The organism is Pseudomonas sp. IB20 (genome assembly GCF_009707325.1).
In the GTDB taxonomy this organism is placed as follows: Bacteria; Pseudomonadota; Gammaproteobacteria; order Pseudomonadales; family Pseudomonadaceae; genus Aquipseudomonas.
The window spans coordinates 4,597,665-4,611,882 of sequence record NZ_CP046103.1; the positions used below are offsets into that span (position 1 = coordinate 4,597,665).

The following is a 14,218-nucleotide window of genomic DNA, read 5'->3' on the forward strand; positions in this document are numbered from 1 at the left end:
ACGCATGGTTTATTTGATGTGTTTTCCCCGCCAGTAAACTCGTTGTTTATGAATACATCAGGTGATCGACTAAAAGCACTACTGCGGGAAGTTCATCTTTCCGCCTCCGACTTCGCCAAGAACCGCGGCGTCACGCCTCAACACGTGAACAACTGGTTCAAACGCGGCGTGCCCATGGGCCGACTCAACGAGATCGCAGAACTGCTCTGCGTCTCCAGCCGTTGGCTACGCACCGGCGAAGGCCCCAAACACCCACCGGCCAACTTTCTACTCGAAGGGCCCGCCACAAGCAAAGGACTGCGCACCCGCGAAGAAAGCGGCAAATACCTCACAGGCCCCGCCTGCCTCCCGGAAAAACTCGACGTGGAGATCGCCCTCCACCCCACCTTCACCTCCACCGAGCGCATCCGCGTCTCCCTGCACACCCTCAAAGCCCTCAACGTAAACCCCGACCGCGCCGTAGGCGCCTACATGGTCGACAACAGCATGATCGACATCATCCAACAAGGCGCCACCCTCGCCATCGACCGCGGTCGCAGCCAAATCACCGACGGCGAAATCTACGCCGTCGAACACGACGGCATGCTGCGCATCAAATACCTCTACAACCGCCCCGGCGGCGGCCTGCGCATGCGCAGCCACAACGCCAGCGAACACCCAGACGAATACCTCACCCACGAGCAACGCTTTGAGCAGAACTTCGAGATCGTGGGCTGGGTGTTCTGGTGGTCGACCCTGAACAACCGCCGACCGGTGCCGCTTGACGAACACCTGCTGGGCTGGGAAGGCTCTAAATCGGACCCGGAGGTAGGCATGTGAGGTGAATGTGGGTATCATGCGCCGCACATTTGGCAGGGGTGGCTTTGCGCTATCTAACCTGCTGGGCGATGCGGAGGAGTTCCCGCAGATGCCCCTACTATTCAGCCAGACGTGATGTTGGCTGAGCGATTTGAAGGCTGGTGAGGCTTGTCAAAAACAAGCTGAAGCAGTCCCCGAGAAGCCGGCCACAAGCCGGCTTTTTAATTGTCCGAAATAATCCTATCCCATCCAAGAATCTTCCTGATAGCAGTCCAAACAGCTGTTGGACAATTGAAATAAGCAAAGGTGTATCACCTCGGCTGCAAACACCCCACAGCCCGATCCGCCACCATCTTCGCCATCTCCACCAAATGCATCACCGCCCGATGCGGCGCACCCAGCGGTTCACCAAGCGCCTGCGATGTAGCCACCGCACACTGCAGCAACTCGGCCACCCTCACCCAAGCATCTTCAAAGCTCAGTTCTTCATTAACAGTAAATGGCTTAGTCGCAGCCGATGAGGGTAAATCCGAAACAATGTTATCCATAGAAAACCTCTAGCGGAAAGTGAAAACCACCGTCCTTTCGCGACTAAACGAGCAGAGGTGGCGGCTGTACGCAGGTTAGTCGACCGGCCGCTAGGCACCGGCGCACCCGAAGGTGCCCTGCGCACAGCCACCATAAAGTGCAGGTGAGGAGACACCTGGCTTTGGGATGGCGCGTGCGCCTAGCGAAGTCCGGGCGACTAAACCCGATCACTGAATAGGCAGTGACGATCCGCAGCCTAGTCGCGAGATTTTGCTGGCGCAAGCCGCTGGGATTCTCTAGGAAACGTCCTGCAAATGAAAGGGACGGGTACTGCTGGCCCTCCAACCATTGTCCCCCCCTGAGTTGACGGTATTACCCATCCCACCCAATTTATCCCCCGCCACCCACCCATTAATCTGTGCCCATGTTGAACGCAACACCCAACCCACCTAAACAAAAAAAGGATTCAACCATGAGCACTCCAACCTACAACCGCTTGAACAAAGACGACGCCGTAGTCCTGTTGGTCGACCACCAAACCGGCCTGATCTCGCTGGTGCGGGACTTCTCCCCCAACGAGTTCAAGAACAACGTGCTGGCCCTGGCTGACTTGGCCAAGTTCTTCAACCTGCCGACCATCCTCACCACCAGTTTCGAGCAAGGCCCTAACGGCCCGTTGGTGCCGGAGCTGAAGGAGATGTTCCCGCAGGCGCCGTATATCGCTCGCCCTGGTCAGATTAATGCCTGGGATAACGCGGATTTCGTTAAGGCGGTCAAGGCGACTGGGCGTAAGCAGATCATCATTGCGGGTGTGGTGACGGATGTGTGTGTGGCGTTCCCGACGTTGTCGGCGCTGGCGGAGGGGTTTGAGGTGTTTGTGGTGACGGATGCATCGGGCACGTTTAATACCACGGTGCAGCAGGCGGCGTGGAGCCGGATGACGCAGGCGGGGGCGCAGTTGATGAATTGGTTTTCGGTGGCGTGTGAGTTGCAGGGTGACTGGCGCAATGACATGGAAGGGTTGGGGAATTTGTTGTCTCAGCGGATTCCTAATTATCGGAATTTGATGAATGGGTATGCGGCGGTGACGGCGCGTCAGGGATGAGGTTGATAGCCTTTGTGGGGAGTGGGCTTGCCCGCTCCCACAGGGGTCATGTTTGCCTTTGAAGCAGCGGAGTTTCTCAGTCGAGGATCAAGTGCGGTAGAAACCGGCTGGAGTTGTCCCGCTCCCACAGGGGTCATGTTTGCCTTTGAAGCAGCGGAGTTTCTCAGTCGAGGATCAAGTGCGGTAGAAACCGGCTGGAGTCTTTGGTGATCAAGCTATTGTCTTCTCGCACGCCAATCCCGGCGGCTTGATCGCCGATCACCCAGGACCCGATCAGTGTGTAGCTGTCACCAAAGCGCGGCAGCGGTGCGAATTCCTGGAGGATGAACGGCGCGTCGGTGTAGGGGCCGTCTTCTTTTACGATCAGGCCGTCGGCGGTTTGCAGTTCGATGTTGGCGCCTTCGCGGGAGAAGAACGGTTTGCGCACCCAGCCCTTTGGCACGGCTTTGCCGGGGTCGGTATCCAGGTGGGAGGCGAGCAGGTTGGGGTGGCCTTTGTTGAATTCCCACAACAGCGGCAGGATGCCTTTGTTGGAGAGGATGGATTTCCAGGCGGGCTCGAAAAACTGGGTATCGCACTGGGCAATCGCGGCGCCGAAGGGCTCGTGGAAGATGAATTCCCAGGCGTGCAGTTTGAACAGGTGGGGAATCCAGCGATCTTCGAGGTCGACAAAACGGCCATCACTGGTGAGGCCGATGTCTTCGATGTCAATGTGGCGGGATTCGATGCCGACTTTTTCCGCGACGAGGCGCAGGTAGTCGGTGGTGCCTTTGTCTTCGATCGAGTCTTTCATCGAGGCGAAGTAGAACGGCTGGTTGACCTGCAGTTGAGCGAAGGCCTGATGCAGTTTCGTGTCGATGCTGTTGAACTGGTCGGCATGCTTGGGCAGCAGGCCGCGTTCGATGCATTGTTCCAGCCAGCCCCATTGAAACGCCGCGGCCTCATAGAGGCTGGTCGGTGTGTCGTAGTTGAGTTCGAGCAGTTTGGCGGGCCCGGTGCCGTTGTAGGAGAAGTCCATGCGCCCGTACAGGTGCGGGTGGCCTTCGAGCCATGAGGTTCGAATCATGTCGAAGAACGGCGCGGGAATGCTCAGGCGTTCCAACAATTCCTCGCTTTGAACCACGCGGGCCACGAGGTCCATGCACATGTCATGAATCTCGGTGGTCGGGTCTTCAAGGTCGCGCTCGATTTGCTCGAGCGTGAATTGGTAGTACGCGCTCTCGTCCCAGTAGGGTTCGTCGTCGATGGTGTGGAACAGAAAGCCGAGGCTGTCGGCAGTCTGTTTCCAGTCATGACGCTCTGCGCATTGGATCTTTTTCATCGCCCGGTTTCCTTAACTGCTCGACCCACCGCCGCCCCAGCCGCTGCGTGCACTGGCCTTGCTGCCGAAGCCGCCACGGGAGGTGGACGAGGCAACGGAGCTCGACTTGTTGGAAGAGCGCAGTGTGTTCGTGTAATTGCTGCTGCCATACCGGGCTTGGTTGGAGCGGCCGAAGGTTGCCCCATTGGAGACGCGCTGATTGAGCGTCGAGTTGCCGTAGTTGCCGCGATCATCGCGATAGCGGTACACCGGCTCGGAGCGGTAGCTGTTGCGGTTGTTGCTCAGCATGTTGCCAATCAACAGGCCTGTCAGCAGGCTGCTGGTAGAGAAGCCTGAGCCGCCGCCGCTTGCCTGGGAGCCGCCCGCTTGAGCATTGGCAGCATCGACCTGGGATTGGGTCACCTGGCCGGCGGCGGTCAGTTCGAAACCGCCGAGCTTGGGGATGAACTTGCCGGTGGAGTCCTGCTGGCACCAGTCGGCGACAAAGTCGGCATCGCAATCGGCCTGGCTGTCGTACACCGGGGCAATGCGCCGATGCTCGGCCATGGCCGTCATGTAGGCGTCCGAGCACACGTCCACCGGAAGCTTTTCATCGGCACATTGCTGCACGGACTGGAAGTTGTACTTCTTCTGCAAATCGTAGGTTTTTTCCGTCGGCCCGCAGCCGGATATCGCCATGGCGACCGACGCTGCCAGCGAAAGCTGGACGTACTTGCTTCGTTTCATCGGGAGCTCCGTGCGCAATCAGTTCTGGGTAGGCGTCATGCACGCGGCATTCAACATGCCGACGCTGATGGCCACGGCGGCCACGTAGATACCGGCCGCGAGTTCGCCGTTCTTGATGCGCTCGGACGTACCTTTGAGCACCAGGCTGGTCACCAAAAAGGCCAACAGTTGAACGAGGGCGGCGATCACGGCCCAGACGACGAAGTCGAGGATGCTGATCGAGTAGGCAATCACGTTGCTGGCCGGAATGGCGAAACCGATGATGGCACCGCCCAGGGCGACCGCAGCCGACACGTTGCCGGCACGGATCAGTTCGAACTCTTTGTGCGGGGTGACGCGGGTGTAGATGAACTGGAACAGCGCGAAGATTATCGCAGCCCCCAAGATATACGTGACAAACCCGAACACAGCCGCTTTGTTCAGGGAGATGGAGAGAGCTTCTAGCATGGGGTTCTTCCTTTTTTAGAGCGCATTCAGGTCGGTTGTGTACAGCGAAATGCCCAGCGAGGTGCTAAGGCTGATGGAGCCCTCAGCGTCTTCTTCGACGGAAAACAGCAAAAACTCTCGACGGTCGGTCAGGCCGGTGTCGCGGGCGTACAGCATCGAACGGTGCTCGACGGTGTAGGTGCTCTCGGGGTTGATCACCTGTTCGCTCATCGCCACCAGTTCTGTCTGGCCAGGCTCGCTGCCCCACACACGGGCGTATTCGACGCCGTTGTGGGTGTAGGTCGGCAGCCCGATCAAGCTCTGTGGCCCTGCCAGCCGACGCAGCTCCGCTTCACTACTGAGGGTGACAACGCTCAAATAGTTGAACAGGATTACCGACTCGACCTGCCCGGCGATCTCGCCGGTGGTGTGCACCTGCAGCCAGTAATCTTCGTCGTTCATGTAATAGCGTGACAGCCAGGTCGACTGCCCGAGATCAACGGTGCCGTTGGCCCAGATTTCCTGGGAGCCAGGGATCACTACCGTGGTTTTCTCATCGAGCAGCAATTTCAGGGTCGTGTCGAATATCACGCCTTTGCCCGGCGCCAAGCCCAGTGGGCCGGTGACTGGCAGGGTTTCGCCGGCAGTCCATTGCGACTCCGGTTTCGCTTGCGGGGCCTCAAGCCCCATCAACTGTTTAAACCATCCCATTGGAGATTTCCTTGAGGCGGGTGGAGGCGATGTAGAAGAGTTCGCCGCCTTCAACGCGGGTGGCGCCGGGCGGGTTGATTGACGGTTGTTGAGCGCCTTTGGCGCGATAGCCGATGAGCGTGGCGTTGTGCTGTTCTTTCATCTGCGTGTACAGGTCGCCGAACGTTGCCTCAAAGGCCTCGGGCAATTTCATCAGGTATTGAGTGGCGCCTTGCCCGACGCACAGCAGCTCATTAATGACCACGGACGAGCCCGGGTCCTGAGAGGCGCGCACCAACATTTCGATGGCCATGCTTGAGGTGCACTCCAGGCTGGGCGCATAGGAACTGGCGAGGGCGGCAATTTCACTTTCATTGAAGTGGGCGACCACGTGCCCCACAGGGCTCAACTGATTCACCGCCAGCACGGTAGCCAGCGTCAGGTCATCAGACGGGGTTCGCACCAGCACCCGCTCGGCACCGGGAACACCTGCACGCAGTAATAATGCGGTGGAGGACAGGCTTTCGCCTCTGATGAACGCCGCTTTGCCTGGCATCGGGTTTTCTTCCAGCGTGCAGTCGCAGATGACGATCAGGTTGTCGTTCGAGGTTTCATCTTGAAGCAACAACTCAATGACCCGCTCGCTGGACGCGCCTTCCCAGCCGATGAGCACGGTGTGGCCGACCTTGCCGGTGAAATCGCCTTTGCCCTTCATGCCTTTTCTCCATGCATCGATAACACTGCTGGTGGTTTTGCCGATGGCCGCCGTCAGCAGCGCAATGCCCCCGAGCATGACCCAGGTGGCGACAAATACTCGCCCCGCCGAGGTCTGCGGCGCGAGGTCGCCATAGCCGACAGTAAGCGTGGTGGTGAGATAGAAGTAAATAAACGTGGCGGGGGCGGTGAGGTGTTGTTCGCCCAGAAACACCAGGCCCAGATACGCCGTGCCCAGGTGTACACCCAAAGCAATGACCAGCCCTGCCCAGCCGAAGCGGTGAAAGAGGGAGGAGGCGTAGAGGCGCAACAAAAGAAAAATCGACATGTCGTCCCTGATTCCCTGGGTATTTGATTCCTGATGACGTTCCTCGCCCGCCTCGGCGTTCACCCGGCATTAAACCTGCTGCGCGGCTTAGAGAGAAGTACCTTGGCCGCAATAAACCCGGCGAGTGCACCAAACAAATGGCCTTCGAAGGAAATACCCTGGCGCGGCAGGAAGCCAAGGATCAGGCCGCCATACATAACCGCCACCACACCGGCGGTGATCAGGTTGCTCCAGCTCCGGTGGAACCAGGCGCGAGACAACAAGTAGGCCCATAAGCCGAATACCCAGCCGCTGGCACCGACGTGTACGCCGGCAAACCCGAACAGCCAGACCAACGAGCCACCCAGCAGGATAATAATCGCGCTGACAGTAATGAACCGGTTGAGCCCTTCGATAATGACCAGAGTCCCCAGTACCAAAAAGGCAATCAGGTTAGCGCTCAGGTGGGCAAAGGAGGCGTGCAAAAACGGAGAGGTGAGGATGCCGAGCAGCCCCTGCACGGTTCTCGGGATCAGGCCGAATGCCATGAGGCTGTAACCGGTGGCTACATTGAGCAGTTGCAGCGCGACCATAAAGAGCGCCAAGCCTGCGATTGTCTTGAAACCCTTCAGGGCGTCCATCCTGACCTCGACGTAAAAAAAGAAGGGCAGACCCTCGTTGGGCAGATCCCCTGTGGGAGCGGCGGTGCGACTTGCCCGCGAAAGCGGTGAGTCAGTCAACATCAATGTTTGCTAGGCCGACGTCATCGCGGGCAAGTCGAATCGTCGCACCGCCGCTCCCACATTTAATCTGCTGTGACTAAAAAAGAAGGGCAGACCTGCCCTTCTTGCTGCGGCGCTGTTTACTCAGCCGACTTTTGCTTCAGGCGTTCCAGAATCGCATTGGCGCTGCCTGTGTCCGGCGTGATACCGGCTTCGCGCAGCTTGCGCTCAAGGTCAGTACCCGTCGATGCCTCCGCCAACTCATCCTGGGCTTGCAGTTCAGCGGCGCGATGCTGCTGCTTGGCTTGCAAGCGGTTCAGCGTACCGACGGCGGTTTCCAGCTTGCCGTTGGCACCGCCACTGGCGATGGACGCGCTGACCTGGGCCTTCTGTACGCTTTCGCGCGCCTTGGCCATGTCCACTTGCTGGCGCAGGCTTTTGATTCGGCTTTCGGCTTTGGTGATGTCTTTGCGCATGCTCTCAGCGTACCCGCCGAACTCGGTGGTCTGCTTTTGCTCGACGTCACGTTCGTTGGTCAGGGTCGAAATGGCTTCGGCCACTTCCAGAGCCAGGTCTTCACGATTGGCCTGGATAGCAGCCATCGCCTTGGACTCCAGGTCCTTGATCTTGGCGTCGTATTCGCTGACGCGGTCAGCCGCCAGTTTGTGCTTGGCCATGATGCTGACCAGTTCACGCTTGGCGTTGGCCAACGCGCTGTCAGCGTCGCGAATTTCCTGGTCAAGGATGCGCAGGGCTTGTTGGTCAACGATCGATTCGCCGACTTCGCTGGCACCGCCACGTACCGCGGTGAACAATTTGCTCCAGATGGACTGAGTCATTGGATACTCCCGAATAATTAGTTGAAGAAACGTTCAAAGGCTTCGCTGGCGCGCTGCACGTTGTCGACGAGGGTTTTCACCTCGGTCACGATGTTGGTCAGGCTGGAGTCGGAACTCAGCGCGCCGAACATGTTGTAAACAACCTGGCCGTTAGGCATCGACTCGATACCGATCGAGGACAACGGGAACATTTCCCGGCTGCGCAGCACCGCGTCATTGAATGCCGCTACGTCGCTGATGGACTCGACGTCGACCAGAACGGTGTCCACGATGATCTGCTCGCCCACCACTGCGATGTAAATCGGCAGGCCCCCGAAGTCGTTCATTTCCAGCTTGATGCTGGACTCGGAGCCTTGAACGAGAGAAAGCGTAATGTCGTTGGAAACCACTTCGTCCAAGGCTTGCAGCGCCGTGAAGAGGCGATCGATATTCCAGTTAGTACCTGCGCTCATGAAATTCTCCGACATGAATGAGCCAGCCAGAATCGGTTGGCGAAGCTGTTTCTCCATTTGCTTGAGCAGGCTTCGATTTTCGGGAAGCACCCAAGTCTCGTGTTTCACATACCCGGCGGCCGCCAGGCCCGCGCGCATCTGCTTCATGTAAAAGCTCGACGGCTTTTTCGCAGGCGGTTTCAAGCGCTCTCCCTTGCGGCTTGCGGAATCGGTATCGGGCCCGGCTTGCGGGCTCGATGGAGAGCTGCTTTTCATGGTGCTGACCTCGTTGTGAAAAACTCACGCGTGAGAAAATCTACAGGTAATTCTCGGAAGGCTCAATAGCTCACGCGTGAGATTTTTTACCGGCGTTCCCAGCCCACTGAAAAGCACTCCTTGTTCGAGAGTCGCCGGACCGGCACAAAGACAGCGGCCCCGACAGCAAGAACCTGTGGGAGAAGTTCCTGGCCGGTGGCACCATCTCCAGTGGGCCGCATGCTACAGGTAATTCTCGGAAGGCTCAATAGCTCACGCGTGAGATTTTTTACCGGCGTTCCCAGCCCACTGAAAAGCACTCCTTGTTCGAGAGTCGCCGGACCGGCACAAAGACAGCGGCCCCGACAGCAAGAACCTGTGGGAGAAGTTCCTGGCCGGTGGCACCATCTCCAGTGGGCCGCATGGCAGTGAGCGGCACACCGACGACTGGCGGCCTTGGGGCAGAACGGACATGGACACGGGGAGCAAGAAAACGGCTTGATGTTGCGTAGAGCATTTATCAGGCAAGCCCTGACGCTGTTCAGTTAAGCGAACGCAATGCCCAAAGCAGCGAAGATTAAATGTGGGAGCGGCGGTGCGACGATTCGACTTGCCCGCGATGACGTCGGCCCAGACTTGCCCGCGATGACGTCGGCCCAGCAAACATTGATGTTGACTGACCCACCGCTTTCGCGAGCAAGCCCGTTCCCTCCTTTGCTCTTCGTCGCTTAGCAGGTTGCTGCACAAATGCTCCGCGGTACTAGAGCGCCCCTTGACTCTCCCCCATACGGCACACCCTACCCTGAAAGCCCCCATTTTCAGGACCTCACCCCATGCCCCAGCGCATCCTGGTCATCCTCGGCCACCCTTCTCCCACCAGTTTCTGCTCAGCCTTGGCCGACGCCTACCGCCACAGCGCAAAAATCGCCGGCCACGAGGTCCGCGTCCTGCGCTTGGGCGATCTCACTTTCGACCCCGTCCTTCACCACGGCTACACGCAGATCCAGCCGTTGGAACCTGACTTGCTCAGCGCCCAATCCGACATCCTCTGGGCCACCCATCTGGCGTGGGTGTTCCCGATCCGGTGGGGCGGTATTCCGGCATTGTTGAAAGGGTTTATCGACCGCGTTTTCCTACCCGGCTTTGCCTTTAAATACCGCGAAGGCAAGCCGTTTCCTGACAAGCTGCTGCTCGGCCGAACCGCACACTTGTTGGTGGCCCTGGACACGCCGCCGTGGTATTACCGCTGGTTCTACCGCATGCCGGGCATTCATCAGATGCGCAGCACGACCCTGGCGTTTTGCGGCATCAAGCCGACCAAAACGTTGATGTTCGGGCCGGTGCTGGGCTCTACACCGGCGCAGCGTGAAAAATGGCTGACACTGGCCGGCGGCCTATTCGGAAAAGGGAGTTTTCATGTACATCGGCAAAGCCGCGCAGCTGTCGGGCACGACCATCAAAGCGATACGCCACTATGAGGCAATTGGCCTGTTGCCAGCACCGCAACGGGAGGGGCGTTATCGGGTCTATTCGGCGCAGAGCGTGGAGCTGCTGGCGTTGATCAAGTGCGCCCAGCAGTTGGGGTTCAAGCTCAAGGAGTTGCAGGGGATTTTGCACGGGCACGAAGGCGATGCACTGCCTTGGGAACGGGCAGATCAGGCCATCGCCAGCAAGAAGCGCGAACTGGCCGGGCAGATTGCTGGGTTGCAGCAGATGCAGGCGGGGTTGATGGCGTTTGAAGCGCAGCTCAAGGATGCGCAGGGGCAGTGCTCGGGTGTCCGCTGAGCCGAATAAAATGCGTAATCGGCTCCCAACATGAGCCCAATAGGCGTTTTATTCAGCTCAACAGAGGACGACTGCCCCCCGCTCATTTGCCCAGAATCGTTTGAAGCGCAGCTCAAGGATGCGCAGGGGCAGTGCTCGGGTGTCCGCTGAGCCGAATAAAATGCGTAATCGGCTCCCAACATGAGCCCAATAGGCGTTTTATTCAGCTCAACAGAGGACGACTGCCCCCCGCTCATTTGCCCAGAATCCCCATGTCTGCTAGTGTCGCGCCGGTTTACCGTCTACCGGAATAGCCGCCATGGCCCGCAAAAAAGTTGCACTCGATTTCGAACAATCCCTCGCCGACCTGCAAACCCTGGTCGAGCGTCTGGAGAACGGCGAGTTGTCGCTGGAGGACTCGCTGACAGCGTTTGAGCAAGGCATCGGCCTGACTCGCGACTGCCAGAGCGCGTTGGCGCAGGCGGAGCAGAAGGTCCAGGTATTGCTGGAACGCGACGGGGAGTTGGCCGAAGAACCTTTCGATGCGGAACAGCCCGAATGATCGACGCGTATCAGGCCAGTAGCCAAGCCCGGGTGAATGCGGCGCTCGAGCCCTTGTTTGTTGCGCCAAGCCCGGAAATGAACCGCCTTTATGCCGCCATGCGCTACAGCGTGATGAATGGCGGCAAACGCGTGCGCCCGTTGCTGGCGTATGCGGCCTGTGAAGCCTTGGGCGTGCGTGCCGAGCAAGCCAATGGCGCGGCGTGTGCGGTTGAGCTGATTCACGCCTACTCCCTGGTGCATGACGATTTGCCGGCAATGGACGACGACGATTTACGTCGCGGCCAGCCAACCACCCACAAAGCCTTTGATGAGGCCTATGCGATCCTGGCCGGTGATGGCCTGCAGAGCCTGGCGTTCAGCGCCTTGCTGGACCCGCGCCTTAACAGCGTGAACGCTGAGATCAGCCTGCGTATGGTGACCGCCCTCGCTCTGGCCGCTGGCCCGGCCGGCATGGTCGGCGGGCAAGCGATCGACATGGGTTCGGTCAGCCTCAAGCTGGACCAGCAAGCCCTCGAACACATGCATCGCCACAAGACCGGCGCGCTGATCGAAGCCGCGGTGCACTTGGGCGCCCTGGCCAGTGGCCGTGCCGACGCGGCGCAATTGGCGGCCCTGCAGACCTACTCCCGGGCCGTCGGCCTGGCGTTTCAGGTGCAGGACGACATTCTCGACGTGGAAAGTGACACCGCGACCCTGGGCAAACGCCAAGGCGCGGATGCCGCACGCGATAAACCGACCTATCCGGCCTTGCTTGGCCTCGAAGCGGCCAAGGCGTATGCCCTGCAACTGCGCGACCAAGCCCTGGATGCCCTGCGACCTTTCGACGCGGCGGCTGAGCCATTGCGCGACTTGGCGCGGTATATCGTCGAACGCCGCCACTGATAACGGCGGCCATTGCAGCCGCATATCGGCCAAGTTCGGCGCTCTGCGTGGGCAGTTTGCACTGCTTGAGGTAAACTGCCGCCTCTTCTATACCTATAACGATTCGCCTGATGCCCACGACGTTTCAAGAGATTCCCCGCAAACGCCCGTCCACGCCCCTGCTCGACCGTGCTGCCACGCCGGACGGCCTGCGTCGACTGGGTGAAGCCGAGCTGGAAACCCTGGCCGATGAGTTGCGCCTGGAATTGCTCTACACGGTCGGTCAGACCGGTGGGCATTTCGGTGCCGGCTTGGGCGTCATCGAGCTGACTATCGCCCTGCATTACGTGTTCGACACCCCGGACGACCGGCTGGTGTGGGACGTGGGCCATCAGGCGTACCCGCATAAAATCCTCACCGGCCGTCGCGAGCGCATGGCCACTCTGCGCCAGAAGGACGGCCTGGCCGCCTTCCCACGTCGCGCCGAGAGCGAGTACGACACCTTTGGCGTCGGCCACTCCAGCACCTCTATCAGTGCCGCGCTGGGCATGGCGATTGCCGCCCGCCTGCAAGGCAGTGAGCGCAAGGCGATTGCGGTGATTGGTGATGGCGCGCTGACCGCCGGCATGGCCTTCGAAGCGCTGAACCATGCGCCGGAAGTGAACGCCAACATGTTGGTGATCCTTAACGACAACGACATGTCGATTTCGCGCAATGTCGGTGGCCTGTCGAACTACCTGGCAAAAATCCTCTCCAGCCGTACTTACGCGAGCATGCGCGAAGGCAGCAAAAAGGTGCTCTCGCGCCTGCCCGGCGCGTGGGAAATTGCCCGTCGAACCGAAGAATATGCCAAGGGCATGCTCGTGCCCGGCACTCTGTTCGAAGAGCTTGGTTGGAATTATATCGGCCCGATCGACGGCCATGACCTGCCCACCCTGATCGCCACGCTGCGCAACATGCGTGACCTCAAGGGCCCGCAGTTCCTGCATATCGTCACTAAAAAAGGCAAAGGCTTCGCCCCGGCGGAAGTCGACCCGATTGGTTACCACGCGATCACCAAGCTCGAACCGCTGGACGCCCCTGCCGCCGCGCCGAAAAAGGCCAGCGGGCCGAAGTATTCCGGCGTGTTTGGCGAATGGCTGTGTGACATGGCCGCCGCCGACCCGCGACTGGTGGGCATTACCCCGGCGATGAAGGAAGGCTCCGACCTGGTGGCGTTCAGCGAGCGTTTCCCGCTGCGCTATTTCGACGTGGCGATTGCCGAGCAGCACGCGGTGACCTTCGCCGCCGGCATGGCCTGTGAAGGCGCCAAGCCGGTGGTGGCGATCTACTCCACCTTCCTGCAGCGCGGTTATGACCAGTTGGTGCATGACGTGGCGGTGCAGAACCTCGATGTGCTGTTCGCCATCGACCGCGCCGGTTTGGTCGGCGAAGACGGCCCGACCCACGCCGGCAGTTTCGATTTGTCCTACTTGCGCTGCATCCCCGGCATGCTGGTGATGACGCCGAGTGATGAGAACGAACTGCGCAAGATGCTCAGCACCGGCCACCTGTACAACGGCCCGGCGACCGTGCGTTACCCGCGCGGTAATGGCCCGAATGCCGTGATCGAGAAAGACCTTGAACCGATTGAAATCGGCAAAGGCATCGTGCGTCGCCAAGGCAGCAAAACCGCTTTCCTGGTGTTTGGCGTGCAATTGGCCGAAGCGCTGAAAGTCGCCGAGAAGATCGACGCCACCGTGGTCGATATGCGCTTCGTCAAACCACTGGACGAAGCCCTCGTACGCGAAATCGCCGCCAGCCATGAGCTGCTGGTGACGGTCGAAGAAAACGCCATCATGGGCGGCGCCGGTGCGGCGGTCAGCGAGTTCCTGGCGCGGGAGAACATTCTCAAGTCGGTGCTGCACCTGGGCTTGCCGGATGTGTATGTCGAACATGCCAAGCCGGCGCAGATGCTGGCTGAGTGTGGGCTGGATGAAGCCGGGATTGAGGCTTCGGTGCGCGAGCGCATGGCGCTGCTGGGCCTGTAACCCGACCTCCCGGTAGAAACCGGGCCAACATGTGGGAGCTGGCTTGCCTGCGATAGCGGTCTATCGGACACATTGAAGTTGAATGTGCCGCCGTCATCGCAGGCAAGCCAGCTCCCACATTGGTTTTGTATTGCTGA

Annotated in this window: 16 protein-coding genes; 7 read left to right on the plus strand and 9 right to left on the minus strand. The window is 59.6% G+C overall.

Annotated features, from left to right (window positions below; genetic code table 11):
• Positions 1 to 48: 48 nt before the first annotated feature.
• The gene (locus GJU48_RS21420) at positions 49 to 819 is read left to right on the plus strand and encodes a LexA family transcriptional regulator (protein ID WP_094953337.1); all 771 of its coding nucleotides are present in this window, start codon (positions 49 to 51) and stop codon (positions 817 to 819) included.
• 290 nt (positions 820 to 1,109) lie between these two features.
• On the opposite strand, the gene GJU48_RS21425 is transcribed toward GJU48_RS21420, so the two are convergent.
• Complete coding sequence (locus tag GJU48_RS21425) at positions 1,110 to 1,346, minus strand: DUF6124 family protein (RefSeq protein ID WP_094952333.1); 237 nt, start codon at positions 1,344 to 1,346, stop codon at positions 1,110 to 1,112.
• Positions 1,347 to 1,798: 452 nt separating this feature from the next.
• On the opposite strand from GJU48_RS21425, the gene ycaC reads away from it, so the two are divergent.
• Positions 1,799 to 2,431 carry an isochorismate family cysteine hydrolase YcaC gene (gene ycaC, locus GJU48_RS21430; protein ID WP_094952332.1) on the plus strand — a complete coding sequence of 211 codons (633 nt, stop codon included), beginning with the start codon at positions 1,799 to 1,801 and terminating at the stop codon, positions 2,429 to 2,431.
• Between the two features lie 163 nt (positions 2,432 to 2,594).
• On the opposite strand, the gene GJU48_RS21435 is transcribed toward ycaC, so the two are convergent.
• From GJU48_RS21435 to GJU48_RS21470, 8 genes are all read right to left on the minus strand, one after another.
• Positions 2,595 to 3,752 carry a glutathionylspermidine synthase family protein gene (locus tag GJU48_RS21435; protein WP_094952331.1) on the minus strand — a complete coding sequence of 386 codons (1,158 nt, stop codon included), beginning with the start codon at positions 3,750 to 3,752 and terminating at the stop codon, positions 2,595 to 2,597.
• Positions 3,753 to 3,764: 12 nt separating this feature from the next.
• Positions 3,765 to 4,478, minus strand: a complete 714-nt coding sequence (locus GJU48_RS21440; protein ID WP_094952330.1) for a DUF1190 domain-containing protein — start codon at positions 4,476 to 4,478, stop codon at positions 3,765 to 3,767.
• An 18-nt stretch (positions 4,479 to 4,496) separates the two neighbouring features.
• Positions 4,497 to 4,925: a DUF350 domain-containing protein gene (locus GJU48_RS21445; RefSeq protein WP_094952329.1), complete on the minus strand. Its 429-nt coding sequence runs from the start codon at positions 4,923 to 4,925 to the stop codon at positions 4,497 to 4,499.
• 15 nt (positions 4,926 to 4,940) lie between these two features.
• Positions 4,941 to 5,615, minus strand: a complete 675-nt coding sequence (locus GJU48_RS21450; RefSeq protein ID WP_094952328.1) for a DUF2491 family protein — start codon at positions 5,613 to 5,615, stop codon at positions 4,941 to 4,943.
• Positions 5,602 to 6,636, minus strand: a complete 1,035-nt coding sequence (locus GJU48_RS21455) for an ion channel (protein WP_094952327.1) — start codon at positions 6,634 to 6,636, stop codon at positions 5,602 to 5,604. Before GJU48_RS21455 ends, GJU48_RS21450 begins: the two co-directional genes overlap by 14 nt.
• Before the next feature lie 59 nt (positions 6,637 to 6,695).
• Positions 6,696 to 7,256, minus strand: a complete 561-nt coding sequence (locus GJU48_RS21460) for a rhomboid family intramembrane serine protease (RefSeq protein ID WP_094952326.1) — start codon at positions 7,254 to 7,256, stop codon at positions 6,696 to 6,698.
• Between the two features lie 221 nt (positions 7,257 to 7,477).
• Positions 7,478 to 8,176: a PspA/IM30 family protein gene (locus tag GJU48_RS21465; RefSeq protein ID WP_094952325.1), complete on the minus strand. Its 699-nt coding sequence runs from the start codon at positions 8,174 to 8,176 to the stop codon at positions 7,478 to 7,480.
• A gap of 17 nt (positions 8,177 to 8,193) precedes the next feature.
• Complete coding sequence (locus GJU48_RS21470) at positions 8,194 to 8,775, minus strand: YjfI family protein (protein WP_094952334.1); 582 nt, start codon at positions 8,773 to 8,775, stop codon at positions 8,194 to 8,196.
• Positions 8,776 to 9,695: 920 nt separating this feature from the next.
• Here GJU48_RS21470 and GJU48_RS21475 point away from each other — a divergent pair.
• The 5 genes from GJU48_RS21475 (at position 9,696) to dxs (ending at position 14,081) form a co-directional block, all read left to right on the plus strand.
• Entirely contained in the window at positions 9,696 to 10,340 is a 645-nt protein-coding gene (locus tag GJU48_RS21475) for an NAD(P)H-dependent oxidoreductase (RefSeq protein ID WP_094952324.1), read from the plus strand.
• On the plus strand, positions 10,279 to 10,647 hold the full coding sequence (locus GJU48_RS21480) for a MerR family transcriptional regulator (protein ID WP_083356564.1): 369 nt from the start codon (positions 10,279 to 10,281) through the stop codon (positions 10,645 to 10,647). Before GJU48_RS21475 ends, GJU48_RS21480 begins: the two co-directional genes overlap by 62 nt.
• A gap of 298 nt (positions 10,648 to 10,945) precedes the next feature.
• A complete protein-coding gene (locus GJU48_RS21485) occupies positions 10,946 to 11,188 on the plus strand; it encodes an exodeoxyribonuclease VII small subunit (protein ID WP_003176346.1) in 243 nt (80 codons plus the stop codon).
• Entirely contained in the window at positions 11,185 to 12,072 is an 888-nt protein-coding gene (locus GJU48_RS21490) for a polyprenyl synthetase family protein (RefSeq protein ID WP_094952323.1), read from the plus strand. The genes GJU48_RS21485 and GJU48_RS21490 overlap by 4 nt, the downstream gene beginning before the upstream one ends.
• Before the next feature lie 110 nt (positions 12,073 to 12,182).
• Complete coding sequence (gene dxs / locus GJU48_RS21495) at positions 12,183 to 14,081, plus strand: 1-deoxy-D-xylulose-5-phosphate synthase (RefSeq protein WP_094952322.1); 1,899 nt, start codon at positions 12,183 to 12,185, stop codon at positions 14,079 to 14,081.
• Positions 14,082 to 14,218: the final 137 nt, after the last annotated feature.

What these genes read in the sequence shown, in the direction of transcription:
- GJU48_RS21425 (WP_094952333.1), bottom strand. Translation starts at nt 1,346, where the DNA reads ATGGATAACATTGTTTCGGATTTACCCTCATCGGCTGCGACTAAGCCA.
- GJU48_RS21440 (WP_094952330.1), bottom strand. Translation starts at nt 4,478, where the DNA reads ATGAAACGAAGCAAGTACGTCCAGCTTTCGCTGGCAGCGTCGGTCGCC.
- GJU48_RS21420 (WP_094953337.1), top strand. Translation starts at nt 49, where the DNA reads ATGAATACATCAGGTGATCGACTAAAAGCACTACTGCGGGAAGTTCAT.
- GJU48_RS21450 (WP_094952328.1), bottom strand. Translation starts at nt 5,615, where the DNA reads ATGGGATGGTTTAAACAGTTGATGGGGCTTGAGGCCCCGCAAGCGAAA.
- GJU48_RS21490 (WP_094952323.1), top strand. Translation starts at nt 11,185, where the DNA reads ATGATCGACGCGTATCAGGCCAGTAGCCAAGCCCGGGTGAATGCGGCG.
- GJU48_RS21465 (WP_094952325.1), bottom strand. Translation starts at nt 8,176, where the DNA reads ATGACTCAGTCCATCTGGAGCAAATTGTTCACCGCGGTACGTGGCGGT.
- GJU48_RS21445 (WP_094952329.1), bottom strand. Translation starts at nt 4,925, where the DNA reads ATGCTAGAAGCTCTCTCCATCTCCCTGAACAAAGCGGCTGTGTTCGGG.
- ycaC (WP_094952332.1), top strand. Translation starts at nt 1,799, where the DNA reads ATGAGCACTCCAACCTACAACCGCTTGAACAAAGACGACGCCGTAGTC.
- GJU48_RS21470 (WP_094952334.1), bottom strand. Translation starts at nt 8,775, where the DNA reads ATGAAGCAGATGCGCGCGGGCCTGGCGGCCGCCGGGTATGTGAAACAC.
- GJU48_RS21485 (WP_003176346.1), top strand. Translation starts at nt 10,946, where the DNA reads ATGGCCCGCAAAAAAGTTGCACTCGATTTCGAACAATCCCTCGCCGAC.
- GJU48_RS21480 (WP_083356564.1), top strand. Translation starts at nt 10,279, where the DNA reads ATGTACATCGGCAAAGCCGCGCAGCTGTCGGGCACGACCATCAAAGCG.
- GJU48_RS21460 (WP_094952326.1), bottom strand. Translation starts at nt 7,256, where the DNA reads ATGGACGCCCTGAAGGGTTTCAAGACAATCGCAGGCTTGGCGCTCTTT.
- dxs (WP_094952322.1), top strand. Translation starts at nt 12,183, where the DNA reads ATGCCCACGACGTTTCAAGAGATTCCCCGCAAACGCCCGTCCACGCCC.
- GJU48_RS21435 (WP_094952331.1), bottom strand. Translation starts at nt 3,752, where the DNA reads ATGAAAAAGATCCAATGCGCAGAGCGTCATGACTGGAAACAGACTGCC.
- GJU48_RS21455 (WP_094952327.1), bottom strand. Translation starts at nt 6,636, where the DNA reads ATGTCGATTTTTCTTTTGTTGCGCCTCTACGCCTCCTCCCTCTTTCAC.
- GJU48_RS21475 (WP_094952324.1), top strand. Translation starts at nt 9,696, where the DNA reads ATGCCCCAGCGCATCCTGGTCATCCTCGGCCACCCTTCTCCCACCAGT.